The following is a 23,011-nucleotide window of genomic DNA, read 5'->3' on the forward strand; positions in this document are numbered from 1 at the left end:
TTCTTAGACAGGCTTTTTTGCTGGTCAAGCGCGATAGGCAGCAGTAGGATTCGCCTCAGCACTTTTGTTTTTTGGACACAGCGTTTTTTGGATACCGCGTTTTTGGAGAAAAGTATGCAGCTAAAACGGGTGGCGGAAGCCAAGTTACCCACTCCGTGGGGCGATTTTCTGATGGTGGGTTTTGAAGAGATCGCCACGGGTCACGATCACCTTGCATTAGTCTATGGTGATATTTCCGGTTCAGTTCCCGTACTTGCCCGCGTGCATTCTGAGTGCCTGACGGGAGATGCCTTGTTTAGCCTGCGCTGTGACTGTGGTTTTCAGCTTGAGGCTGCATTGGGCCACATCGCCGAAGAAGGTCGCGGCGTGCTGTTATACCATCGTCAGGAAGGTCGTAATATCGGGCTGCTCAATAAAATCCGCGCTTATGCGTTGCAGGATCTGGGAGCCGATACGGTGGAAGCTAACCATCAACTCGGGTTTGCCGCCGACGAGCGCGACTTCACGCTGTGCGCTGACATGTTCAAACTGCTGAACGTTGATGAAGTTCGCCTGCTGACGAATAATCCGCAGAAAGTAAAAATTCTCAACGAAGCAGGCATCAACATCGTTGAGCGTGTGCCATTAATCGTCGGGCGCAACCCGAAGAATGAAAACTATTTGGCCACCAAAGCGGCCAAAATGGGACACATGCTGGATATCAAATAACGCTCCCGCTCGCGTCATTTGTTCACAGACACAGACCGCCAGCATTTTACCGGCGGTCTTTTTTTCACCTAATGTTTAATCACGTAGATATCCTGTGTGTAGTAGTTACCACGAATATCTGGCAGGAACCCACCGATGTAAGGTTTCACCATCTGGGGCAATGAATAGTGATAGATAGGTAGCAATGGTGCTTGCTGATTCAAAATCGTCATCGCCTGCTGATAAATACCCTGTTTCTCTTGTCTGTTGCCTACTGCCAGCGCTTTTTGCAGCAGCGCATCATATTCCGCGTTACTGAATTTGGAATTGTTATTGCTGTTACCCGATTGCAGAATCTCCAGGAAGGTACTCGGCTCATTGTAATCTCCAATCCATGAATAGCGGACCACCTCATAGTTGCCGGTGCGGATCGTATCCAGCATGGTTTTCCATTCCTGATTCTGTAATGTCGCCTCTACGCCGAGGTTCTTTTTCCACATTGAGTTCGCCGCGATGGCAACGCGCAGGTGCGATTCTGAAGTGTTATAAAGCAGGTTAAAGCGCAGCGGGTTTTTCGCGTTAAAACCGGCCTCTCCCAGCAATTTTTTCGCTTCCGCATTGCGCTGTTCTTGCGTCCAACTTGCCCATTCCGGCTCCTGCCGCGTATAGCCACCGGTGTTTTGAGGGACCAGATTATATGCGGGCTTCTGCCCCATACCCATTACCTTTTCAGCGATAACCGTCTTATCCAAACTCAGGTCTAAGGCGCGGCGCACTCTGGCATCATCAAACGGCGGTTTTTGCGTATTAAATTGATAGAAGTACGTACCAAGCTGCGGCGATATTTTTACTTCCTGCGGGTACTCTTTTTGCAGCGACGCGAACTGAATCGGCGATAAAGGTCCGGTTATATCAATTTCGCTGGATTTATAGCGGTTCAGCTCCGCCGCCTGCGAGCTGATCGGCAGGTACGTGACCTTGTTAATTACAGTATGCGCATCATCCCAATACTGGGTATTGCGCTTACCGACGATACGTTCGTTCACCACCCATTCACTCATCGTGTAAGGGCCGCTACTGACAAAATTTCCGACCTGCGTCCAGTTTTCTGGGTGTTTTTCAAGCACCGCTTTCGGCAACGGCACCAGAACATGATAGGCCGACATTTCCAAAAAATAGGAAAGCGGACGTTCCAGCGTAACCTCAACCGTATGACTATCAAGCGCCTTTATGCCCAGCGTATCCGGTGCCTTTTTGCCAGCCATAATCTCTGCGGCATTCTTCACATACATACTGGCGACATAGCTGCCGTAGGGCGATAGTGTTTTAGGATCGCCAAGGCGTTGCCAGCTGTAAACCACATCATCGGCGGTCAGCGGCGAACCATCAGACCATTTAGCATCAGGCCGCAGGTGGAACGTCCACACCGTGTTGTCTTTATTGTCCCAACGTTCAGCCAGTCGCGGCTGTATCGTGCCATCATCACCTACGCGCACCAGATTATCGAAGAAATCGTTGATAATGTGGCCTTCTACATCGCTTTCTACCTTATGCGGGTCCAACGAGGCAGGCTCTGAACCATTGCCCCGTACCAGCTCTTGCTTGTCCGCCAATACCACACCAGCGGGAACCTGAGCAGCAAAAACCGAGGTTATCGCCCCCGTTGCACACAAAGTAAGAAGCAACACCGAGTGTTTAAAACGTTTTTTGATTACACCATTCATATAACCTCCTGTTATATCCCGTCATTCTTCAAGCGGTATTCGCGTTGTCATCAGGGCATGTATGAGAAATAGTTTTTACTTATTCCCCATAGAGTTAGCATCACTACAACCTAACCACAATTCGCCTGAGGATACGAGAGTTTAATGTGGGAAAACGTGCGCTGGTGCATCAGGGTTAATCTATCTTTCTTAACCGCCTGGAATGAACGTTACACTGCTGGGATTAACGCTTCATTTTTAACCGTCAATAGTCCACGCTATAAACCTATGTAGCGATAACAAACGGAGATTGTTATGGACAATCAAAAAGAATTTAGAGGTTTGGTCAGTTGGGCTGTCAGTTATCGCTACCAACGTGGTAACCGCACATTAAGATGCTACCCAATGGAACAGCAGGCATAAATAATCGCTGATTATTTCGTTTTAAAAACATACGGCTATCAAGTGTGGAAAATGTTGAGAGCACGAGGAGATGTCACCCTTGATAGCGATACTTCTAAGACCGCCATACGGCAACAATATCAAAAAACCATGCCGTTCTTTCCCTGGAATTAACGATGACATTTACTGCAAAATTGTCTGCGTTTCTGCTTATAGTGACGAGTTTTCTTCTTGTCGGTTGCCCCGGTTCGGGCGATCGCCTGAAGCTAGACGAATTGACATCAGTCAGACAAGTGGGAAGCGATCTCTGCTTTTTAGTTAGCGATGCTCGGGATTACCAACCCACTCTTATTGCGATTAGCACAAGAGCCGCTCAGCCACAGGAATGGACGCTGTATGAAAATCCCAGCGTAGTCGTTACACAGGGCGAACTGTGCATTCCGCCTTCTTTTTACCGCTTTTTAGACGACAGCACATACGTCGTCAGGTATATCCTGCAATCGAAAAAATACGGTGATTTACGAAGAAGCGTCGTGTCTGCGATAGCGTTTACCAGCGGCAGTGTCCGAAGCGTACCGCTTAGAAAGAATGAAGCCGCGTATTATTGATGTACCCGTTATATTTCGAATTGAGCGAATCCACCGAGAGCAGGCTTTCTGCCCTCGGTAGCTAGACATAAAATTACAGCATATTGCGGATAACGTAGTGCAGGATACCGTCGTTCTGGTAGTAGGTCAGTTCGTTGCGGGTGTCGATGCGGCAGCGGGTCTTGATCGCCTGCGTATTGCCATCCGCACCCGTGATGTTTACTTCAACTGTGGCGCCCGGTGTCAGCTGATTTAATCCCGTAATCGAGATTTGTTCATCCCCGGTTAATTGCAGCGTTTTACGCGTCACGCCGTCAGGAAACTCCAGCGGTAGAATCCCCATCCCAATCAGATTAGAGCGGTGGATACGCTCGAACGATTCGGCAATCACCACGCGGACGCCCAGCAAACGCGGGCCTTTCGCGGCCCAGTCGCGGCTGGAGCCGGAGCCGTACTCTTTACCGGCAAACAGCGCCAGCGGGATATTATCGTCCTTGTAACGCATCGCCGCGTCATAGATCGTCATCTCATTCTGCGACGGAATATGCCGGGTATAGCCGCCCTCTTTACCCGGCACCATCTCATTACGGATACGGATGTTGGCAAACGTCCCGCGCATCATCACTTCATGGTTACCGCGCCGTGAACCATAAGAGTTAAACTCCGTGGTTTCGACGCCGCGCTCCAGCAAGTATTTCCCTGCCGGACTATCGCGTTTGATATTACCCGCTGGGGAAATATGGTCGGTGGTGACCGAGTCCCCCAGCATCGCCAGAATGCGCGCGTTGTGGATATCCTGAACCGGTTCTGGTTCTTTCCCCATATCCAGAAAGAAAGGCGTTTGACGAATATAGGTCGATTCTTCCGGCCACTGATAGGTGGGGTTGTTATCGACCTCGATCTCTTGCCACTCCTCCGTGCCTTCAAACACAGCGGCATATTGTTGGTGAAACATGCCAGCACTGACGTTCAATACCGCGTCTGCCACCGCTTTCGTCGAAGGCCAGATGTCTTTCAGATAGACTGCATTGCCGTCACGATCTTCCCCCAGTGGTTCTTGCGTCAGATCGACATTCATATTTCCCGCCAGCGCATACGCGACCACCAGCGGCGGTGACGCCAGCCAGTTGGTCTTCACCAGCGGATGAATGCGGCCTTCAAAGTTACGGTTACCTGACAACACCGCGCCGACGGTCAGGTCGCCTGCTTTTATCGCCGCTTCAATCGCATCCGGCAGCGGGCCGGAGTTACCAATACAGGTGGTACAGCCGTAGCCCACCAGATTAAATCCCAGCTCGTCGAGAAACGACGTCAATCCCGCTTTAGCATAGTAATCCGTGACGACCCGCGAACCCGGTGCCAGCGAGGTTTTGACCCACGGCTTGGTTTTCAGACCGCGCTCTACGGCATTTTTTGCCAGCAGCCCGGCCGTCATCAGCACGCTCGGGTTAGAAGTATTGGTGCAGGAGGTGATCGCGGCAATCACGACCGCGCCCTGCTGCAAGCGGTGCGTTTTGCCTTCCAGCGTGAATTCTTCATAATCAGAGCGATTTTTCACCGAGCTGACTTCCAGTTCCCGGCTGGCTTTAAAGGCTTCCGGCACGCCGGCTAAAGGCACACGATCCTGCGGACGCTTCGGCCCCGCCAGACTGGTTTCCACCGTTGCCAAATCCAGCGCGAGCTGGCTAGTGAATACCGGCTCATCACCCGTATTACGCCATAGCCCCTGCTGCTTACTGTAGGCTTCCACCAAGGCAATCTGTTCTTCCGCGCGGTTGGTCAACCGCATGTAATCCAGCGTGATATTATCGATAGGGAAAAAACCACAGGTCGCACCATATTCCGGTGCCATGTTAGCGATAGTCGCGCGATCCGCCAGCGGCAGCGAATCCAGCCCATCGCCATAAAATTCCACAAACTTGCCGACCACGCCGTGCTTACGCAGCATCTGCGTTACCGTCAGTACCAGATCGGTTGCCGTGATCCCTTCACGCATTTTGCCGCTTAATTTCACACCAACGACATCGGGGATTAGCATCGAAACAGGTTGCCCTAGCATCGCCGCTTCGGCTTCTATCCCGCCGACACCCCAACCGAGTACGCCTAAGCCGTTAATCATGGTGGTATGCGAATCGGTTCCCACCAGCGTATCGGGATAAGCAAACTGTTTGTCGCCCTGCTTTTCATACCAGATGGCCTTGGCGAGATACTCCAGATTCACCTGATGGCAAATCCCGGTTCCCGGTGGTACGACGCTGAAATGGCTAAAAGCATTCTGCCCCCAGCGCAAAAATTCATAACGTTCACGGTTACGCGCCATTTCCAGTTGCGTGTTATCTGTGAGCGCCTGACGATCGCCGAAGTGGTCAACCGTCACCGAGTGGTCGATAACCAGATCGACTGGCGACAGCGGGTTAACCTTATTCACATCGCCGCCCAGCCGTTTCACCGCCGCTCGCATCGCCGCCAGATCGACCACGGCAGGCACGCCGGTAAAGTCCTGCATCAAAACGCGCGCGGGACGATAGGCAATTTCCCGATCGACGTGACCGGTTTTCAGCCAGTCCACCACCGCCTGAAGATCGTCCTGCTCTACCGTGTCGCCGTCCTGATGACGTAATAAATTTTCCAGCAAGACCTTGAGTGACTTCGGTAATTTATCGATATTGCCAAGCGTTTTCGCCGCCTTCGGCAGGCTGTAGTAATGGTAAATCTGCTTCTGTACCGTCAGTGTGTCCAGACAAGTGTCGCGAAGGTGTGATGACATGCTTCCTCCCAAATTAACTTGCTATTCGTTATTCTGCATCGGGCGATTAATGAATAACCAGCCTGAGCTTGCGGTCTTATTTAAAGATAACACAAACAAAAAATAACGTTTTTGCAACAATGCGATATGAACGCAGCGATAGCCGTTAACTATTGAAAAGAAGCACATCGGAATAAGTGCAAATGGGAACGAGAATGGGATGGAACACAACAGCGGCAATGGGTAAAGGCTACGGAAGGCAATGTAGAGAAGAACGGCCCGAAGGCCGCCTGTCTCAGTACATTAATCTGAAGCGGATTTAGACATTCCCGGTTGCCATCACAGGGGCTTCTTCGTCGGAATGGTCATGGTCTCGTTCTTCCAGGTCATGGTTTCGTTCCAGTTTGGCAACAACCGCTGTCGCCATGCCGTTGCCAATCACATTGGTCGCCGTGCGGCCCATATCCAGGAACTGATCGATACCAATAATCAGCAAGATACCCGCTTCGGGTAAGCCGAACATCGGCAGTGTGGCTGCCACGACCACCACCGCTGCGCGAGCGACACCCGCCATGCCTTTACTCGTGATCATCAGCGTCAGCAGAATCAGCGTCTGTTGCGTCAAACTTAGGTGAATATTGTAGGCCTGCGCGATAAACAGAATCGCAAAAGCCTGATAAATCATCGAGCCGACAAGGTTAAAGGAATACCCTAATGGAAGTACGAAGCTGGTAATTTTTTTAGCAACACCGAACTCGCTCAGCGCCTCCATTGTTTTTGGATAGGCCGCTTCGCTACTTGCGGTAGCAAACGCCAGCATACTGGGCTCACGCAGCAATTTGATCAGTCCCCAGGCTGCTTTCTTCCCGAGGAACAGCGCACCAGCACCGAACATTAACCCCCATAGCAGCGCCAACCCAATATAGAACTCACCAATAACTTTGCCAAAATCAAAGAGAAGCCCCAGACCTTCGGTCGTAATGGAAGATGCTAATGAGGAAAATACCGCCAAAGGCGCTAAACGCATGACATAATCCGTCACCCGAAACATCACTTTCGCCAGTTCCTCTATCATCGACTCCATCATGACGGCATGCTTATTTTGGCCTTTCACAAAGGCGAGTGCCGAACCGAAAAACATGGAGAACACCAGGATCTGTAATATTTCGTTATTCGCCATTGCTTCGACGATGCTGCGTGGAAATATATGGGCAATAAAGCTTTTCAGTGTAAACCCGCCCGTGCTCACACCAGCATCGACCTGTACTGATGCACTGGGTATTTCAAGATTCATCCCGACGCCTGGCTCAAAAATATTTGCCAACACCATGCCAATAAAAAGAGAAACCAGTGACGAGCAAATAAACCACACCATGGCTTTCAGCCCTATTCGGCCAACGGAAGAAGAGTTCCCCATGCTAGCAAGGCCAGAGACCAACGTTGCAAATACCAACGGGGCAATAATCATTTTTATCAGACGAAGAAAAACGTCGGTCACTAAATTAAAATAGGACACCACCTCTTTGGCTTCCTGCGCAGTCAATAAAGCGTGACAAGCTCCGCCGACAATAATTCCCAAAACAATAGCCAAGGCTATAAAAAATAATAACCGGTTCTTTTTCATAGTAACCTCATGGTAATGAGTAGATTCAGGCAATACACATTATTGGCAACAGTTAGCCGCCTGACACACCGTTGCACGCAACTTACGGTTTATCCGATTTTTCGTCGTATTATCTGTGTGTTGGTATAATGTTCATCTCTACTCGGGGAGAGCGTTTATTTTTCCAGCACTGACAAGGAATGTTTTGACGACACGTGACGTATAATGGGAAACATCATAGGTAATTAATATTATGTGTTCGCTAAGAGAATCGTTGCGCATAGCTACTCCTCCTTTATTACATATGAAAAATAAAGGGGTAGCTCAGTCAAAATAAAACAAAAAAGACGTCCATTCATACCCTTTCCTATTTTCAAAAATATTAATTAGACGCTAACCATGGAGAAATAACTTAAATTGACGTTATCATGAAAAATACGAAATCTGTCACTAATGAAATTTTTCTTATCAATAAATTTAGTAATAATTAATTAACTTCGATTGCTCTCTCGGTGAAAAACAGCATTCACATAGCTGATTGAACAACATTTGCGCTCAAAAGCAGACAGAGTACTTTATTTAGTCGTTTTACCCGCACTATCGTCTCTTCCACCGGCATCGTCTCTGGTGGCCAGTGAGCGATCCGTACCACCGTCTGGTGTATGTATTACATGTGACATGGTCCTCTGCATGGGAGTGCTCAAACCCACAAAGTCGCCCAAGGATGGCATGATAATGGGCCTTTACTCCGTCAAAACCGCCCAAGTCTCATACGGCAGTCATACATAAGGAGTATTTTGGAAGAAGCCTCACACTCTATCGTTACGTTTTGTTGTAAAAAAACGACATGTCGTCATTCAACAATCATCAGCGCATGTGTTGGTGGAAAAATAATAATAGAAAGGGGTTTTCATGAAACTGTTTTACAAGGCTGAAAGCAGTTCTCTTTTTACGCACATCGTTTTGCTCGAATCCAAATTGGAGTTCAAACTGGAGAAGGTCAATCTGCGCACGAAAAAAACAGAGCGTGGAACCGACTATATGTCCATCAATCCGAAGGGAATGGTGCCAGCGTTAGAACTCGATGATGGATCGATCCTAACTGAAGGCGTCGCTATTGCTGAATACATCGCCGATCTGGTTCCACACTGTAACCTTATCGCCCCCACCGGGAGTATGGCACGCTACCATACGATTGAATGGCTGAATTACATCTCTGCTGAATTGCATAAAACGTTTACGCCGATCTTCCGCCCCGGCACGCCGGAAACGTACAAAGAGCTATTGACCGAGTATTTGCAGGTCAAATTCCGTTATATCAATCTGGTGCTGAGTGAACAAAACTATCTGGTCGCCAACCGCTTCAGTATCGCCGATGCCTATCTGTTTACCGTAATGCGCTGGGCACAGTCGTTAAAGCTGGATATGTTCCGCTACCCTGCGCTGGCCGCCTATCTCGACCATATTGCCGAGCGGCCTTCCGTCGCTACCGCGCTTAAGGTTGAAAGGTTGAAAGGTTGAAAAAATAACACGCAATCACGCCCCGAATGTCGGGGCGTGCTTCGTTTCACGACAGGCGAACGGCCTGGAAACGATGGCGCGGATTGGCGATGCCATCCTGAGCAGCAACCAATTGCAGCTCATACTCGTTCATCTCTTTCGTCACCAGCATAACTTCATACACTGCTGCCGTTGTGTGCTCCAGCGCTTTATCCAGCGCCACGCCCTTCAGCAAATTCACCAGCAACAATCCACTGGTCAAATCGCCCACGCCAACAGGCTGGCGTTCAAACTCCACCAGCGGGCGGCTAATGTGCCAGGCATCCGTCGGCGTGACCAGCAGCATTTCGAAACTGTCTTCACGGCTTGCCGCTCGGCTAAGGTGCTTCACCAGAACGATTTTTGGTCCTTTTTCACACAGTGCGCGGGCGGTCTCCACGGCTTCCGTCACGTTATGCACGGTACGGCCACCAAGCAGTTCCAGCTCAGGCAGATTCGGCGCAATAATGTCAGCCGCGAGTAGCGACTGCTGACAGTGAAAACCAGATACGCCGGGAGCAACAATACAGCCTTTCTCTGGCGTGCCCATCACAGGGTCACAGAAGTACAACGCATCAGGATTAGCGGCTTTTACCTGCCGAACAATATCCAGAATATGTTCACCTTGCTCAGCAGAGCCGATATAACCACTCAACACCGCATTACACGTCTTCAGTTTGTCGATATTCGCAATACCCTGTACCACTTCAGTCAAGTGGCTGGCAGGCATCACACACCCCGTCCAGTGACCATATTGGGTATGGTTCGAAAACTGTACCGTATTCAATGGCCAAACGTTTGCGCCCATCCGACGCATCGGAAACTCTGCCGCGCTATTGCCCGCATGACCAAAAACGACGTGTGATTGGATGGAAAGTATATTTTTCATTAGCTATGACTCAAACCTTTGCCAGCGCCTATGCGCCTCAACTTACAAGAAGAAAGGGAGCTAACGCTCCCTTATCGGTGATACTTATGCTTGCCAGCAGATCAGGCAGTAGTGCTTTTTACCGCGACGCAATAAGGTGTAGCGATCAAACAGACGGTCAGCAGCACTGAAGGTGTATTCAGGATTCGCCTGTTTTTCACCGTTAATCGTTACCGCATTCGACGCAATCATCGTGCGCGCTTGACCGCGTGACGGCACCAACTCGGCACTGACCAGCGCCTGTTGTAAATCAGCGCTGTTTTCCAGTTCGATAATCGGCATGCCATCCTGAGCAAGCTGAGCAAAGTCGTCCTGCGTCATATCCTGCAACGCGCCAGAGAACAGGCTTTGTGTAATACGACGAGCCGCTTCCAGACCCGATTCACCGTGTACCATACGGGTGACTTCTTCCGCCAGCACATACTGAGCGCGTGGCGCTGTGCCGCTGTTCTTGTCTTCTTCTTCCAACGCATCGATGTCTTCGAGGCTCATGAACGTGAAGAATTTCAGGAAGCGGTACACATCGGCATCTGCCGTGTTGATCCAGAACTGGTAGAATTTGTAAGGGCTGGTTTTGCTGGCATCCAGCCAGATTGCGCCGCCTTCCGTTTTACCGAATTTCGTGCCATCAGATTTGGTGATCAGTGGAACGGTCAAGCCGTAAACCTGCTTCTGGTTCATACGGCGCGTCAAATCGATACCAGATGTAATATTACCCCACTGGTCAGAGCCACCGATTTGCAGTTCGACGCCATGCTGCTTGTTCAGCGAGGCAAAGTCATATCCCTGCAACAGGTTGTAAGAGAACTCAGTGAATGAAATACCCACATCATCACGATTTAAACGCTGTTTGACGGCTTCTTTGCTAATCATCTGATTAACGGAGAAGTGTTTGCCAATATCACGCAGGAAATCCAGCACGTTCATATTGCCGAACCAATCGTAGTTATTGGCGGCGATCGCGCTGTTTTTGCCGCAGTCAAAATCCAGGAAGGGAGAAACCTGACGGCGAATTTTTTCTACCCATTCACCCACGGTTTCAGCCGTGTTCAGTTTACGCTCTGTGGCTTTAAAGCTTGGGTCACCGATCAGTCCCGTCGCCCCGCCTACCAGCGCAACAGGTTGGTGCCCAGACAGTTGGAAGCGTTTCAGGCAGAGCAGCGGCACCAGATGCCCCAAATGCAAGCTGTCAGCGGTAGGATCAAAACCGCAATACAGTGCAATTGGCCCTTGCGCCAGCCGCTCTGCTAACGCTTCCTCATCCGTCACCTGGGCAATCAAGCCCCGCTCTTGCAATTGTTTAATCAGGTTACTACTCGCCATCGATAACTCCATTTTTATAAAAACAGGCCGTGACGTTCCCTTTGGGGTTTACGCACCGAGCCGTGAGGGATGCGCAGCATACCTGTCTGCTGTCGCATGATGATTTCGCTGCTGCATTACCTTACGCAACAAACTACGAACGCCATATCGCTGGGCAATATCCAGCCAACACGAAACTTCATAGGATAAAGTGCCGATGGTAGGAGCGCCAGCGTTTAACACGGATATTTCGTGATTAAGGCGCTAAACGATCAATCTGCCAGCCCTCTTCCTGTCGCTGGTAGAAAAATCGGTCATGCAAGCGGTGTTCACCGCCTTGCCAGAACTCGACAGAATCGATAACGACGCGGAAGCCCCCCCAGAAACTCGGCAAAGGGACTTCGCCACTTTGGAATTTTTGCTTCAATTCCAAAAATTTGCTTTCCAGCACACCGCGCGCTGAAATCCGGCTGGACTGTTTTGATACCCACGCACCAATCTGGCTGTCTTTCGGACGACTATGGAAGTATTTCAGCACCTCAAGCGTCGGCAGTTTTTCTACTCGTCCCAGCACCATCACCTGCCGTTCCAGCATATGCCAAGGGAACAGCAGACTGATACGTGGATTGTTTTCCAGATGATGCGCTTTGCGGCTGCCCATATTGGTATAAAACACCATGCCTTTTTCATCATAGTGTTTGAGCAGAACGATGCGCTGGTAAGGCTGCCCGTGTTCATCAACGGTCGCGACAGACATCGCGGTAGGATCGGCCAGTTTCGCTTCACAAGCCTGTTTCAGCCAGCGTTCAAACAAATCCAGCGGGTTAGCGGGGAGATCGCCGCGACGAAGCCCGCCTCGCGTGTATTCGCGGCGGATGTCGGCGATATCGGTGGGTTGAAGGAGAGGAGTCGTGTCAGAGGGGGAGCGTTCCTGAGTCATAATATCCTGCTATCGCAATGTCGGGCCAGAAGCGGGCGAAAACCTCATTCTGCTCCCGTACCCGAAAAATCGCAATCAGCAGTGGCACAGCTCACATTTAGCGTCAGTTACATCGGTGCCAACACGCAATCGTCAACAATAACACGTTCACCCCGTTGGATAAATGCACGATCGCCTTTACTCCAGAATGTATAGACATCATTGCTGTATCTGACCCCAGAAGCAGACACCACTTGAGGAAGCGCCAGCCGTTCACCATCCAGCAGGAAACTCACCTGTGCAGGCGTTTCTCCCCCCTGCTGTAGCGTGACAGTGAGCGGCAGCGTGCCACATTGATAATGCAGCGTTTCCACTGTCTGTTTATGACCAAAATAACTGCATCCGCTCAGCAGAATCAGCGCTGTCCCCGTCAGCAATCGTTTCATTTTTTTCTCCGGTTATACTTGTCAATGGCGGCAACTATCACTGCCGCTCATGTAAGTTTAACAAGAGGATAAACATGAGCCTTTCGGCAAAATCTGATTAATCCACGTTGATGGGATAAATCGCGCCTAACACCGTTTCCTCACTCGCCCCCGTGACGGACGGCAAATTGCCCGGCAATCCCGATAACGTCCGTGATGCCAGCCAGGCAAATGCCAGCGCTTCCATATCATCGCCGCTCACACCACATTCATCCGTGGTGCTGACTTCAATGCCCGGCAGCAGAGCCGAGAGGCGCATCATGATGAGCGGGTTACGCGCACCGCCGCCACAAACCAACAAACGCTCACATCCACCAACCAATAGCACCTGTTCAGCAATGCTCATGGCTGTCAATTCGACCAGCGTCGCCTGAACATCCTGCGGCGCAATCGGCGGCAAGCCAGCCAGCATTCTTTCCAGCCAGCCCAGATTGAAATACTCCCGTCCGGTGCTTTTCGGTGCCCGTAACGCAAAATAAGGATCGGTCAACATCCGACGTAGCAATAGCGGACTCACCTGCCCGCTTACTGCCCACGCCGCGTCTTTATCATACGGTTGTGCGCAATGCCGCCAGATCCAGGCATCTAGCAGCATATTCCCCGGCCCGGTATCGTAACCGCGCACGGGCGCACCTGGCACCAGCAGTGACAGATTGGCGATCCCGCCGATATTGAGCACAATACGACGCTCGACAGGATGTAGCAGCAACGCATGGTGGAATGATGGCACCAGTGGAGCACCCTGCCCGCCATAGGCCAAATCGCGGCGTCGAAAATCCCCCACAGTGGTGATGCCCGTTAATGCGGCAACGCGGTTATTATCGCCGATCTGTAACGTACACGGTGCATCCCCCGTAGGCTCGTGCCAGACCGTCTGCCCATGACAGCCAATTGCGGTAATATCCTGCGCTCCCAACGCTGTCTCTTTAAGCAGTGTCAGTACCGCTTCGGCAAACAAAATACCTAAACGTGTATCCAACTGCCCCAGCGCTGACAGCGTCACAGCCTGCCCCTGACACATCCCAAGGATGGCCATTTTGATATCCTGCGGTATCGGATGACAGTAGCTTGCCTGCTGTGCAACCGTATGCTCGTCAATCGCGGCTAGCACAACATCGACGCCATCAAGACTGGTGCCGGACATCACGCCAATATATCTGCCTGACCTCATTATATAGCCTTTCCCCTATGGGATAAAAAGAGAACACCGATAACAGCCGTTACGCTGAGAATAAAAATAGCACGTTAACACGCTGAATTATTAAATTTTTTACGTTTTTGCCACACGGGTTAGGTTTTAACCAAAAAGGAATTTTTGATAATATTTGCTACAAAAAAAGCCATGTATTGTGCTATTTACTTCTCTGTTTAAACGCAATTTAAGCGCACTATTATAATCTGAAAAAAAGAGTAAAAAGAGTGGCATGCTACACTGAGCCAGACCATAATTTATTGGTATAACACTGCGTCGGCCGAGGCTGAGCCAGCCCGACATATTCGCTATTAAGGAGTTTTTATTATGATGAAGCGTTTGCTTGTGGTTACCCTTGCTGGTATCACGCTCGCTGGTTGTGCTAATACCAGTACGCTTTCCGGTGATGTATACAGCGCATCCGAAGCTAAACAGGTGCAGACCGTTACCTATGGCACCATCGTTTCTATGCGTCCGGTTCAGATTCAGGCTGGGGAAGATTCTAACGTTATCGGCGCACTGGGCGGTGCTGTTCTGGGTGGTTTCCTGGGCAACACTATCGGCGGCGGTTCCGGTCGTAGTCTGGCAACGGCCGCTGGCGCAGTAGCCGGTGGTGTAGCAGGTCAAAGCGCGACAGGTGCACTGAACCGTACACAGGGCGTAGAGCTGGAAATCCGTCGTGATGACGGCAGTACCATTATGGTGGTACAGAAACAGGGCGATACGAAATTCAGCAAGGGTCAACGTGTTGCCATGGCAAGCAATGGCCGTAGCGTCACCGTTTCTCCACGCTAACATTGTGTGACGATCGCTGCTCTCCGCGGCGATCGTCACAACGAATAATCAACTCCCGGAATAAATAACCAATAACGGGTATTGGTAATATCACCGGGATTTCATTCTCCCTCTGCGTAACCCGAATTTAGCTACACTTGATGTTCATGCAATGCCAATATATTTTTTTCAAGACGCGAAACCAACAGCGCTAATTCATCAACCTGCTCTGGCGTAATTCCAAATAACACCTCACTTCGTGTATGACTAATTACACCATTGACTGCCTGTATTATTGGTTCCGCTGATTCAGTCAGCATAATACGTTTTGCTCGGCGATCGTGAGCACAAACGTGACGAGTGATTAACCCTTTCTCCTCAAGCTGATCCAGTGTTCGAACTAATGAGGGTTGCTCAATACCGATTGCTTTGGCCAATTGAATCTGCGACTGGCCAGGGGGTAAGTGGTATATGTTATGCAACGTGACCCAATGCGTTTGAGTCAGCTCAAGTGGTTTTAATCGGTGATCGACCAGCGCACGCCACACGCGCACCAGACGAGCTAAATCAGATCCTAATGGCAATTCCATCACCTCTCCTTATTGTTAGCACGCTAAGTTATATCCCTGGATTGCAATCAATTCTGATTTATAAGAATAAAAAACGATATTACTATCGTAAAAAAATAGAACCTTTCCTGAACATGATTCTATCAAATAAAAGTCTTTTAAAAATGATCTTTGGCTTATTTTATTCAATCGAACGCTCCTGCGTTGCTTAAACAAAATTTCACGTAAATAGATCGTCTAAGACAAAATGACTTAAAACAACGATGGCTGATGGGATTCTGCTGGTGTATCGGTTTTCTCTGAACGCTGTGACCGTTTCATTCTTTGCCGACACAAACGCAGTACATCCTGTTTCTGAGCATCACTCATTTGGCCCCAGCTAAAGCGTTCGTTACGACTGCGAAAGCAACCGCGACAATACCCGCCATCATCCGCCTGACAAATACCACGGCATGGATTAGGGACAACAAAGAGTTCAAGCTGCTCTGGCACACCACCTCCCGCTACAACTCTATTTATTGAAGCCCTGTTCTTTACTGCTGGCAAGCCAAAACAGACCGTCACAATGAAAATAATTAGATAACCATTGTAATCACTGACGATTTTTTTATACGTCAGGCGGCCTAAAATTCCCTTACCACGCCATTAACCCCTCCTGTTGGTACGTTTTAACACAAACCTCACCATAGTGTCGCATTTAGTGTCGCATTTTTAGCACCATCCCAACAGCTTGGACTCACCAGAGCCACAACGCTATACTTCCCTTTTGTTGCACTTTTTTAACGAGGGCATTATGCGTTTACTTCATACCATGCTGCGTGTTGGCAATTTACAACGTTCTATTGATTTCTATACCCAGATTCTGGGAATGCGCGTGCTACGCACCAGCGAGAATACCGAATACAAATACACACTGGCTTTCGTCGGCTATACCGAAGAGAGCGAGGGTGCAGTTATTGAGCTGACCTACAACTGGGGTGTCGACAGCTACGATCTGGGCAACGCCTATGGCCATATCGCGTTGGGCGTTGACGATGTTGCTGCAACCTGTGAGCGTATCCGTAAAGCTGGCGGTAATGTGACGCGTGAAGCGGGTCCGGTAAAAGGCGGTACGACCGTTATCGCATTCATCGAAGATCCAGACGGTTATAAAATCGAATTGATCGAAAACGCCCATGCCGGCAACGGCATCGGTCACTAATACCCTGCATTCTACAGGTGCTGCATCGGCACCTGTTCTCCCCTCTTCTTCTGCTACCGCCACCGGTCGAAAGGTAACGGGCATGCTGCATCTCCGGCCAAAATTTGCCATAATGCGCGCTGCGTTTTGCTGACAATTAAGAGACAAATGGCTGATAAAAGTGATCTGAACGCCCTGAGCGGCCGTTTTCGTGGGTTTTATCCAGTAGTGATTGATGTTGAGACTGCCGGATTTAATGCGAAAACTGATGCCTTGCTGGAAGTCGCGGCAGTAACATTAAAAATGGATCAAGACGGTTGGTTACAGCCAGATGAAACGCTACATTTTCATGTTGAGCCATTCGAAGGCGCGATTCTGGAACCTGCGGCATTGGCGTTTAACGGCATTGACCCCACCAACCCACTACGTGGTGCGGTGAGCGAATACGATGCGCTGCACGAAATTTTCAAAGTTGTGCGTAAAGGGATTAAAGATCAGGGCTGTAACCGTGCGATTATCGTGGCACATAATGCCACCTTCGATCACAGCTTTATGGCAGCGGCAGCGGATCGCTGTAGCCTGAAACGTAACCCGTTCCATCCTTTCGCCACATTCGATACCGCCGCCCTTAGCGGACTGGTTTTAGGCCAAACGGTTCTGGCTAAAGCCTGTATTACCGCTGGCATTGCGTTTGATTCCAGCCAGGCACACTCCGCGCTGTATGACACCAATCAGACCGCATTATTGTTCTGTGAGTTGGTTAATCGCTGGAAACGTCTGGGAGGATGGCCGCTTGCGCTGGAAGAAAGCTCTCTCGAAGATACATCAGCCGAAGACTAAGAAAGCACGAAAGCTAATCGTAAAAAAACGGGTGCCATAAGGCACCCGCTGGGAATATTCACGTTCGCATTAACAGTACTGAGATTGTTATTGCGTGTGGTGCAGCATTACTCTTGATCGGCCTGCTGCGCTTTGTATTTATCAGCCGTTTCTTTGATCAGCTGTTGCAGTTCGCCACGCTGAAACATTTCAACCACGATATCACAGCCGCCAACCAGTTCGCCGTCCACCCACAGCTGCGGGAATGTCGGCCAGTTCGCGTATTTCGGCAGTTCCGCACGAATATCTGGGTTCTGTAAAATATCAACATAAGCAAAACGTTCGCCACATGAAGACAATGCCTGGACGGTCTGTGCAGAAAAACCGCAGCTTGGCAATTTGGGGGAGCCTTTCATGTACAGCAGAATCGGGTTTTCAGCAATTTGGCGCTGAATTTTTTCAATTGTCGGTGTCGTCATCTTCTTGCTTCCTTAAATCTATAGGATGGCTAACGTCCAAAACGCTAGCCATGAGTCGCCGTCAGAGTGTTACGACAGCGACATTGACTCAATGATATTGTACCGATGCCAATAGCTACAAAAAAACGCCATTTTTTGTAAGGTTATTTTCCTACCGATTATTCATCATTGATGAAATCAACGCCAGAAAACGCTGATAAATCAGACGAAAAAACAACTATTAACGTTTTTTCACTATTCTGTATGAATAAAGCGACCATGCCCACTTTTTTATGACGCCGTTTTCAGGAATACTGTGCGGATTGAGCGAGTTAAGGATTATGTTCGGTCACTTTTATTATGCGCTTATTTATTACTCTTTTTATATTATTTTTCAGTAACCTATCCCTGAACATCGTTCAGGCTGCGCCGCATACCCCGCATTCTACGCCGAAGAAAAGCGCCGTTGAAGAAACGAATAAGAAAAGCCGTCAAACAAAGGGTAATGCTAAGTCACCAGCGCCAATCAAAAGTAAAAAGCCAGAACAAACCGTCGTCAGCAATAAATCCAAAACCCGTACGGCTAACAAACCGGTAGAAAAGAAGCCATCCCGGACGCAAAGCGGCACACCTGCGCTAGTGAAAAAAAACCTTAAAAAGCTGAAGCCTGAAGACGACAGGCAGACAATTGCACAGGCCAGACTCAAAACCGGGCTGAAGAAGACAGCGCTCAAAGGCAAAGTGGATAAAAATCCAGCGCCCACAGAAAAGGGGATGACGCTAAGCGCAGCGCATAAAAAACGCTATCAACACGCCAAAACGACCGCCATGAATAAACTGATGAGCCAGATCGGTAAACCTTACCACTGGGGCGGTTCCTCTCCTTTTACCGGTTTCGACTGTAGCGGGCTGGTCTATTACGCCTATAAAGACGTCGTTAAGATCCAAATCCCTCGTACCGCGAACGAAATGTACCATCTGCGTGATGCCGCGCCGATTAAAAAGAGTGAGCTGGAAAGTGGCGACCTGGTCTTTTTCCGCATCAACAATCGTGGGGCTGCCGATCACGTCGGAGTTTATCTGGGGGAAGGCAAATTTATCCAGTCACCGCGTACAGGTTCAGATATTCGTATCAGCAAGCTAAGTGAAGATTATTGGCAGGAGCACTATGTTGGGGCACGTCGCGTGGTGACGCCGCAGACCATTCGTTAAGCGATAGCACGCCGAACAGAAGCGTATTCAGACAGGTTTTGTGCAATAAACCTGTCTGAATACCTAACCTGCGCAAAAAACACTGAAGGTTAGTTCAACACCGCAATAAAACTAAACGCGATGATCACAGCCAACGAGCCAACAGTTGTCAGCAAAGACATCTTCAGATCGGTATCCATAAACCACTCCTTATTAGCAAACAAATTTCATCTGAAACTTCATCTGAAAAAAAAGACACCATCATTCACAGCCGAACCCACTTAGACAGTTAAAGCTACAAATAATAGGGTTATTACGATTCTTTCATAATTCTAGCGAAAAATCTCCGACGGATGCATCACTAATAGTATAAATTAGCCCTTTCACTTTCATGATAAATCGGACACAATCCGCTGTTTATGAAAGCGCTGCGTACCAGTCGAAAAACGTCAAGCCAGATCCCTTCGGTATAACATTCGGCATTCTCCTTCTGAAATCCTGTTTTTTAGCTTAGAAGAAGAACTTTAAACGTAGGCAAACGATTAACAATATACTTACGTCTGTAACAGGTAAGTTCAGGAGTCATTTTTAGATGGCAACGATTAAAGATGTGGCAAAGCGTGCTGGCGTTTCCACCACAACCGTATCGCACGTGATCAATAAAACACGTTTCGTCGCCGAAGAGACTAAGGCAGCCGTCAGGGCAGCAATCAAGGAATTGCACTATTCGCCTAGCGCCGTCGCCCGCAGCCTCAAAGTTAATCACACCAAATCTATCGGCTTGCTGGCTACATCTAGCGAAGCGCCCTATTTCGCCGAGATCATTGAAGCGGTCGAAAACAGCTGTTATGCCAAAGGCTACACGCTGGTATTGTGTAATTCTCATAACGATATCGGCAAACAGCGCGCTTATCTCTCGATGCTGGCGCAAAAACGCGTCGACGGCCTGCTGGTCATGTGCGCCGAGTACCCGCCAGAGTTATTGGGCATGTTGGAAGATTATCGCAGCATTCCCATGGTCGTCATGGACTGGGGCCAAATGCATAGCGATTTCACCGATACCATCATCGATAACGCCTTTGAGGGCGGCTATATGGCAGGCCGCTATCTGATTGAACGCGGCCATCGGGATATTGGTGCCATCCCCGGAATACAAGAGCGCAACACGGGTAACGGACGCTACCTTGGCTTTTTAAAAGCCTTAAAGGAAGCCGATATTACCGTGCGCGATGAATGGGTCGTGCGGGGCGATTTTGAACCGGAATCCGGTTATAAAGCCATGCATCAGATCCTCGCGCAAAAGCAGCGCCCCACAGCGGTGTTCTGTGGTGGCGATATCATGGCAATGGGTGCTATTTGTGCGGCTGATGAACTGGGTTTGCGCGTGCCACAGGATATTTCGGTGATCGGTTATGACAACGTGCGCCACGCGCGTTTCTTTACGCCGGCACTGACCACCATCCACCAGCCAAAGGAGCGTCTGGGACAGTCCGCTTTCGCGATGCTGTTGGATCGCATTACCAGTAAGCGGGAAGATGCACACGTCATTGAAGTGCATCCAACGCTGATTGAACGTCGCTCTGTTGCCGACGGCCCGTTCCTCGATTATCGCCGCTAACCTCGGCAACTCAACATAGACCGTTCGTCTTATTCCCACCTGCTTTCCTTGTCTGCTTCAGCCAATTTTCTTGTGCGCTGGCTGAAGCAGATTTAAACTGAAAACTGCGTTTCACTTTCACTGATAAAATCCAAAATAGCGATAGCCGCACGTAAGCGGATACGCGTTCTTCTTGCCTATAAGCACATTAACCACCGGCTTATTAGCGCATTTCTTCTTCATTTCTCTCTGGTGACAGCGGATACATCAGCTGCTGTAAGTGCTGTCCAGGTATGTTTTTCCATACGTTCACACGTGAAAAATTTAGGAGACATGATGGGTACACCTTATGCAAAAGAGCAGCATAGCCATACCACGCCCTGGTTGAAAATCATGCAAGACAGGTTGAATATGGCGGGTATCACTATTAACGGCACTCGCCCTTTTGATATCTGCGTTAACCACCCTGGTTTTTTTAAACGCGTCTTGCGGGAAGGTTCACTGGGATTGGGGGAGAGCTATATGGACGGATGGTGGGAATGTGAACGGCTGGATATGTTTTTCCATCTTGTCCTGCGTGCAGGGCTAAAGAGTACACTCCCTCGCCGTTTGCACGATCTTATGCGAATCGCCACTGCCCGCATCACGAATTTACAATCCCGTCGACGCTCTCGAATCGTCGGCGAATTGCATTACGATCTGGGTAATGACCTTTTTTCCCTCATGTTGGACCCTTACATGCAATATTCCTGCGCCTACTGGAAACAGGCACAAACGTTGGAACATGCGCAGGAAGATAAACTCACTATGATTTGTGAAAAGCTCCAGCTTAAACCCGGCATGACGCTGCTGGATATCGGCTGTGGCTGGGGCGGGTTTGCTGAGTTCGCGGCGCGTCGCTACGGGGTTTCCGTTTACGGTATCACCATTTCTCGAGAGCAGCAGACGCTGGCACAACAGCGCTGCCTGGGACTGGATGTCATCATCAAACTACAGGATTACCGCGATCTCGATCGACAATTTGACCGCGTGGTGTCGGTAGGTATGTTTGAACACGTAGGGCCACGCAACTATGATAGCTACTTTCGTATTGTACGCCGCTGCCTAAAGCCCAATGGGCTGTTCCTGCTGCATACTATCGGTGCTAATTCAACCGATTCACGCCTCGATCCCTGGATTCATAAATACATATTTCCCAACGGCTGCATTCCATCCATTTTGCACATTGCGCAGGCGAGTGAGCCTGACATGGTGATGGAAGACTGGCACAATTTCGGCATCGATTACGATCGCACATTAATGGCATGGCATACGCGCTTTCAACAAGGATGGCCGCAGCTTGCCACACACTACTCTGAACGTTTTCGTCGGATGTTCAGCTACTATTTGAACGCGTGTGCCGGAGCATTCAGAGCAAGAGAGCTTCAGCTCTGGCAGATCGTATTCAGCAGGGATGGAATAGACGGCGGGTTGCGTGTTTCTCGCTAACAGAAAAGAAAAAACCGGACAATGTTACTCGTCCGGTTTACAAAAAATAGAGAATGCAGCATTACTCTTCTTTACCGAGATCGTTCACCTGCTTACTGGCTAACACGCGCTCGACGGTATCCACCACGGCCTGCGTTTGCGGGTCGATTTCAATATTGATGCGATTCCCCAAACGCTTCAGCCCCAACGTTGTGCGGTTCAACGTTTCTGGTATTAAATGCACACAGAAGCGCCCGCGGGTCACCTCGCCCACCGTCAGGCTGATGCCATCAATCCCGACGAAACCTTTATGCAGCACGTATTTCATCAGCGCTTCATCTGCCAGACGGAACCAAATCTGATGGTTGTTCTCTGAAACCTGAATCTTGACCACTTCCGCCGTACACATAATGTGGCCCGACATAACATGCCCACCGATCTCATCACCGAATTTCGCAGCTCGCTCAATATTCACGACATCGCCTTCATGAATATCACCCAGATTCGTTAGCCGCAGCGTTTCTTTCATGAGATCAAAACTGACACGATCGCCATCAATAGCCGTCACCGTCAGGCAGCAACCATTGTGCGCCACCGATGCACCGAGCGCGAGCCCAGGCAACAGGTCGGGAGGAAGTTGAATAACGTGAGTACGAAAATTGGATTTTTCTTCAATTGACACCACAGGTGCGGTGCCCTGAACAATACCGGTAAACATGCGGTTTGCCTCTTAAAAACAAAGAAATGACGCTGTGCAGTGTGCACGATATTCCACGGAAAACCAAACCGGAATACCGAACGTCAAACGCTATCGAAACCGCAGCGTAACAAAAAGAATATATTCTCTTTCATGCTGGTTTACT

At 49.6% G+C, this 23,011-nt stretch carries 22 protein-coding genes; 9 read left to right on the top strand and 13 right to left on the bottom strand.

The annotated features are described in order from the left end of the window. Window positions 1-114 precede the first annotated feature (114 nt). Entirely contained in the window at window positions 115-708 is a 594-nt protein-coding gene (ribA, locus tag EDI29_RS04360) for a GTP cyclohydrolase II (protein ID WP_137739885.1), read from the top strand. 68 nt (window positions 709-776) lie between these two features. Here ribA and EDI29_RS04365 read toward each other — a convergent pair whose 3' ends face one another. Next, entirely contained in the window at window positions 777-2,411 is a 1,635-nt protein-coding gene (locus EDI29_RS04365; protein WP_137739886.1) for an ABC transporter substrate-binding protein, read from the bottom strand. Window positions 2,412-2,968: 557 nt separating this feature from the next. On the opposite strand from EDI29_RS04365, the gene EDI29_RS04375 reads away from it, so the two are divergent. Continuing rightward, window positions 2,969-3,400, top strand: a complete 432-nt coding sequence (locus EDI29_RS04375) for a putative T6SS immunity periplasmic lipoprotein (protein WP_137739887.1) — start codon at window positions 2,969-2,971, stop codon at window positions 3,398-3,400. A 73-nt stretch (window positions 3,401-3,473) separates the two neighbouring features. On the opposite strand, the gene acnA is transcribed toward EDI29_RS04375, so the two are convergent. After that, window positions 3,474-6,146 (bottom strand): aconitate hydratase AcnA, encoded by a 2,673-nt coding sequence (gene acnA, locus EDI29_RS04380; protein ID WP_137739888.1) that lies wholly within the window; start codon window positions 6,144-6,146, stop codon window positions 3,474-3,476. Window positions 6,147-6,444: 298 nt separating this feature from the next. Continuing rightward, a complete protein-coding gene (locus EDI29_RS04385) occupies window positions 6,445-7,749 on the bottom strand; it encodes a dicarboxylate/amino acid:cation symporter (RefSeq protein WP_137739889.1) in 1,305 nt (434 codons plus the stop codon). A gap of 891 nt (window positions 7,750-8,640) precedes the next feature. On the opposite strand from EDI29_RS04385, the gene gstA reads away from it, so the two are divergent. Beyond that, entirely contained in the window at window positions 8,641-9,249 is a 609-nt protein-coding gene (gene gstA / locus EDI29_RS04390) for a glutathione transferase GstA (protein WP_137739890.1), read from the top strand. A 46-nt stretch (window positions 9,250-9,295) separates the two neighbouring features. On the opposite strand, the gene pdxY is transcribed toward gstA, so the two are convergent. From pdxY to anmK, 5 genes are all read right to left on the bottom strand, one after another. Beyond that, entirely contained in the window at window positions 9,296-10,156 is an 861-nt protein-coding gene (gene pdxY / locus EDI29_RS04395) for a pyridoxal kinase PdxY (protein WP_137739891.1), read from the bottom strand. Between the two features lie 84 nt (window positions 10,157-10,240). Further along, the gene (tyrS, locus tag EDI29_RS04400) at window positions 10,241-11,518 is read right to left on the bottom strand and encodes a tyrosine--tRNA ligase (RefSeq protein ID WP_137739892.1); all 1,278 of its coding nucleotides are present in this window, start codon (window positions 11,516-11,518) and stop codon (window positions 10,241-10,243) included. A 235-nt stretch (window positions 11,519-11,753) separates the two neighbouring features. Further along, on the bottom strand, window positions 11,754-12,437 hold the full coding sequence (gene pdxH / locus EDI29_RS04405) for a pyridoxamine 5'-phosphate oxidase (RefSeq protein WP_137739893.1): 684 nt from the start codon (window positions 12,435-12,437) through the stop codon (window positions 11,754-11,756). A 107-nt stretch (window positions 12,438-12,544) separates the two neighbouring features. Next, window positions 12,545-12,862 (bottom strand): MliC family protein, encoded by a 318-nt coding sequence (locus EDI29_RS04410; protein WP_137739894.1) that lies wholly within the window; start codon window positions 12,860-12,862, stop codon window positions 12,545-12,547. Between the two features lie 97 nt (window positions 12,863-12,959). After that, window positions 12,960-14,072 carry an anhydro-N-acetylmuramic acid kinase gene (gene anmK, locus EDI29_RS04415; RefSeq protein WP_137739895.1) on the bottom strand — a complete coding sequence of 371 codons (1,113 nt, stop codon included), beginning with the start codon at window positions 14,070-14,072 and terminating at the stop codon, window positions 12,960-12,962. A gap of 348 nt (window positions 14,073-14,420) precedes the next feature. Here anmK and EDI29_RS04420 point away from each other — a divergent pair, with 348 nt between their 5' ends. Continuing rightward, the gene (locus EDI29_RS04420; RefSeq protein ID WP_137739896.1) at window positions 14,421-14,888 is read left to right on the top strand and encodes an outer membrane lipoprotein; all 468 of its coding nucleotides are present in this window, start codon (window positions 14,421-14,423) and stop codon (window positions 14,886-14,888) included. A 131-nt stretch (window positions 14,889-15,019) separates the two neighbouring features. Here EDI29_RS04420 and slyA read toward each other — a convergent pair whose 3' ends face one another. Together slyA and EDI29_RS04430 are read right to left on the bottom strand one after the other, a co-directional pair. Further along, window positions 15,020-15,457, bottom strand: coding sequence for a transcriptional regulator SlyA (gene slyA, locus EDI29_RS04425; RefSeq protein ID WP_107167589.1), 438 nt, complete (start codon window positions 15,455-15,457; stop codon window positions 15,020-15,022). Between the two features lie 231 nt (window positions 15,458-15,688). Beyond that, window positions 15,689-15,928, bottom strand: a complete 240-nt coding sequence (locus EDI29_RS04430; RefSeq protein ID WP_137739897.1) for a DUF1289 domain-containing protein — start codon at window positions 15,926-15,928, stop codon at window positions 15,689-15,691. Window positions 15,929-16,229: 301 nt separating this feature from the next. Here EDI29_RS04430 and gloA point away from each other — a divergent pair, with 301 nt between their 5' ends. Next, window positions 16,230-16,637: a lactoylglutathione lyase gene (gene gloA / locus EDI29_RS04435; RefSeq protein WP_137739898.1), complete on the top strand. Its 408-nt coding sequence runs from the start codon at window positions 16,230-16,232 to the stop codon at window positions 16,635-16,637. Window positions 16,638-16,784: 147 nt separating this feature from the next. Next, window positions 16,785-17,456 (top strand): ribonuclease T, encoded by a 672-nt coding sequence (gene rnt / locus EDI29_RS04440; RefSeq protein ID WP_137739899.1) that lies wholly within the window; start codon window positions 16,785-16,787, stop codon window positions 17,454-17,456. A 107-nt stretch (window positions 17,457-17,563) separates the two neighbouring features. Here rnt and EDI29_RS04445 read toward each other — a convergent pair whose 3' ends face one another. Then, window positions 17,564-17,914 (bottom strand): Grx4 family monothiol glutaredoxin, encoded by a 351-nt coding sequence (locus tag EDI29_RS04445; protein WP_005972539.1) that lies wholly within the window; start codon window positions 17,912-17,914, stop codon window positions 17,564-17,566. Window positions 17,915-18,253: 339 nt separating this feature from the next. On the opposite strand from EDI29_RS04445, the gene EDI29_RS04450 reads away from it, so the two are divergent. Then, window positions 18,254-19,105, top strand: a complete 852-nt coding sequence (locus EDI29_RS04450) for a C40 family peptidase (RefSeq protein WP_137739900.1) — start codon at window positions 18,254-18,256, stop codon at window positions 19,103-19,105. Window positions 19,106-19,194: 89 nt separating this feature from the next. Here EDI29_RS04450 and cydH read toward each other — a convergent pair whose 3' ends face one another. Further along, a complete protein-coding gene (gene cydH / locus EDI29_RS04455; RefSeq protein WP_014915740.1) occupies window positions 19,195-19,284 on the bottom strand; it encodes a cytochrome bd-I oxidase subunit CydH in 90 nt (29 codons plus the stop codon). A 392-nt stretch (window positions 19,285-19,676) separates the two neighbouring features. Here cydH and purR point away from each other — a divergent pair, with 392 nt between their 5' ends. Both purR and cfa read left to right on the top strand, forming a co-directional pair. Further along, the gene (purR, locus tag EDI29_RS04460) at window positions 19,677-20,702 is read left to right on the top strand and encodes an HTH-type transcriptional repressor PurR (RefSeq protein WP_107167593.1); all 1,026 of its coding nucleotides are present in this window, start codon (window positions 19,677-19,679) and stop codon (window positions 20,700-20,702) included. Window positions 20,703-21,017: 315 nt separating this feature from the next. Continuing rightward, window positions 21,018-22,169: a cyclopropane fatty acyl phospholipid synthase gene (cfa, locus tag EDI29_RS04465; RefSeq protein ID WP_137739940.1), complete on the top strand. Its 1,152-nt coding sequence runs from the start codon at window positions 21,018-21,020 to the stop codon at window positions 22,167-22,169. 61 nt (window positions 22,170-22,230) lie between these two features. On the opposite strand, the gene EDI29_RS04470 is transcribed toward cfa, so the two are convergent. Then, window positions 22,231-22,866: a riboflavin synthase subunit alpha gene (locus EDI29_RS04470; protein WP_107167595.1), complete on the bottom strand. Its 636-nt coding sequence runs from the start codon at window positions 22,864-22,866 to the stop codon at window positions 22,231-22,233. Window positions 22,867-23,011: the final 145 nt, after the last annotated feature.

It is taken from the genome of Pectobacterium polonicum (assembly GCF_005497185.1).
Taxonomy (GTDB): Bacteria; Pseudomonadota; Gammaproteobacteria; order Enterobacterales; family Enterobacteriaceae; genus Pectobacterium; species Pectobacterium polonicum.

Bases quoted from the DNA above. Each gene is read 5' to 3' on its own strand.
- ribA (WP_137739885.1), top strand. From the start codon at position 115: ATGCAGCTAAAACGGGTGGCGGAAGCCAAGTTACCCACTCCGTGGGGC.
- EDI29_RS04365 (WP_137739886.1), bottom strand. From the start codon at position 2,411: ATGAATGGTGTAATCAAAAAACGTTTTAAACACTCGGTGTTGCTTCTT.
- EDI29_RS04375 (WP_137739887.1), top strand. From the start codon at position 2,969: ATGACATTTACTGCAAAATTGTCTGCGTTTCTGCTTATAGTGACGAGT.
- acnA (WP_137739888.1), bottom strand. From the start codon at position 6,146: ATGTCATCACACCTTCGCGACACTTGTCTGGACACACTGACGGTACAG.
- EDI29_RS04385 (WP_137739889.1), bottom strand. From the start codon at position 7,749: ATGAAAAAGAACCGGTTATTATTTTTTATAGCCTTGGCTATTGTTTTG.
- gstA (WP_137739890.1), top strand. From the start codon at position 8,641: ATGAAACTGTTTTACAAGGCTGAAAGCAGTTCTCTTTTTACGCACATC.
- pdxY (WP_137739891.1), bottom strand. From the start codon at position 10,156: ATGAAAAATATACTTTCCATCCAATCACACGTCGTTTTTGGTCATGCG.
- tyrS (WP_137739892.1), bottom strand. From the start codon at position 11,518: ATGGCGAGTAGTAACCTGATTAAACAATTGCAAGAGCGGGGCTTGATT.
- pdxH (WP_137739893.1), bottom strand. From the start codon at position 12,437: ATGACTCAGGAACGCTCCCCCTCTGACACGACTCCTCTCCTTCAACCC.
- EDI29_RS04410 (WP_137739894.1), bottom strand. From the start codon at position 12,862: ATGAAACGATTGCTGACGGGGACAGCGCTGATTCTGCTGAGCGGATGC.
- anmK (WP_137739895.1), bottom strand. From the start codon at position 14,072: ATGAGGTCAGGCAGATATATTGGCGTGATGTCCGGCACCAGTCTTGAT.
- EDI29_RS04420 (WP_137739896.1), top strand. From the start codon at position 14,421: ATGATGAAGCGTTTGCTTGTGGTTACCCTTGCTGGTATCACGCTCGCT.
- slyA (WP_107167589.1), bottom strand. From the start codon at position 15,457: ATGGAATTGCCATTAGGATCTGATTTAGCTCGTCTGGTGCGCGTGTGG.
- gloA (WP_137739898.1), top strand. From the start codon at position 16,230: ATGCGTTTACTTCATACCATGCTGCGTGTTGGCAATTTACAACGTTCT.
- rnt (WP_137739899.1), top strand. From the start codon at position 16,785: ATGGCTGATAAAAGTGATCTGAACGCCCTGAGCGGCCGTTTTCGTGGG.
- EDI29_RS04445 (WP_005972539.1), bottom strand. From the start codon at position 17,914: ATGACGACACCGACAATTGAAAAAATTCAGCGCCAAATTGCTGAAAAC.
- EDI29_RS04450 (WP_137739900.1), top strand. From the start codon at position 18,254: ATGCGCTTATTTATTACTCTTTTTATATTATTTTTCAGTAACCTATCC.
- cydH (WP_014915740.1), bottom strand. From the start codon at position 19,284: ATGGATACCGATCTGAAGATGTCTTTGCTGACAACTGTTGGCTCGTTG.
- purR (WP_107167593.1), top strand. From the start codon at position 19,677: ATGGCAACGATTAAAGATGTGGCAAAGCGTGCTGGCGTTTCCACCACA.
- cfa (WP_137739940.1), top strand. From the start codon at position 21,018: ATGGGTACACCTTATGCAAAAGAGCAGCATAGCCATACCACGCCCTGG.
- EDI29_RS04470 (WP_107167595.1), bottom strand. From the start codon at position 22,866: ATGTTTACCGGTATTGTTCAGGGCACCGCACCTGTGGTGTCAATTGAA.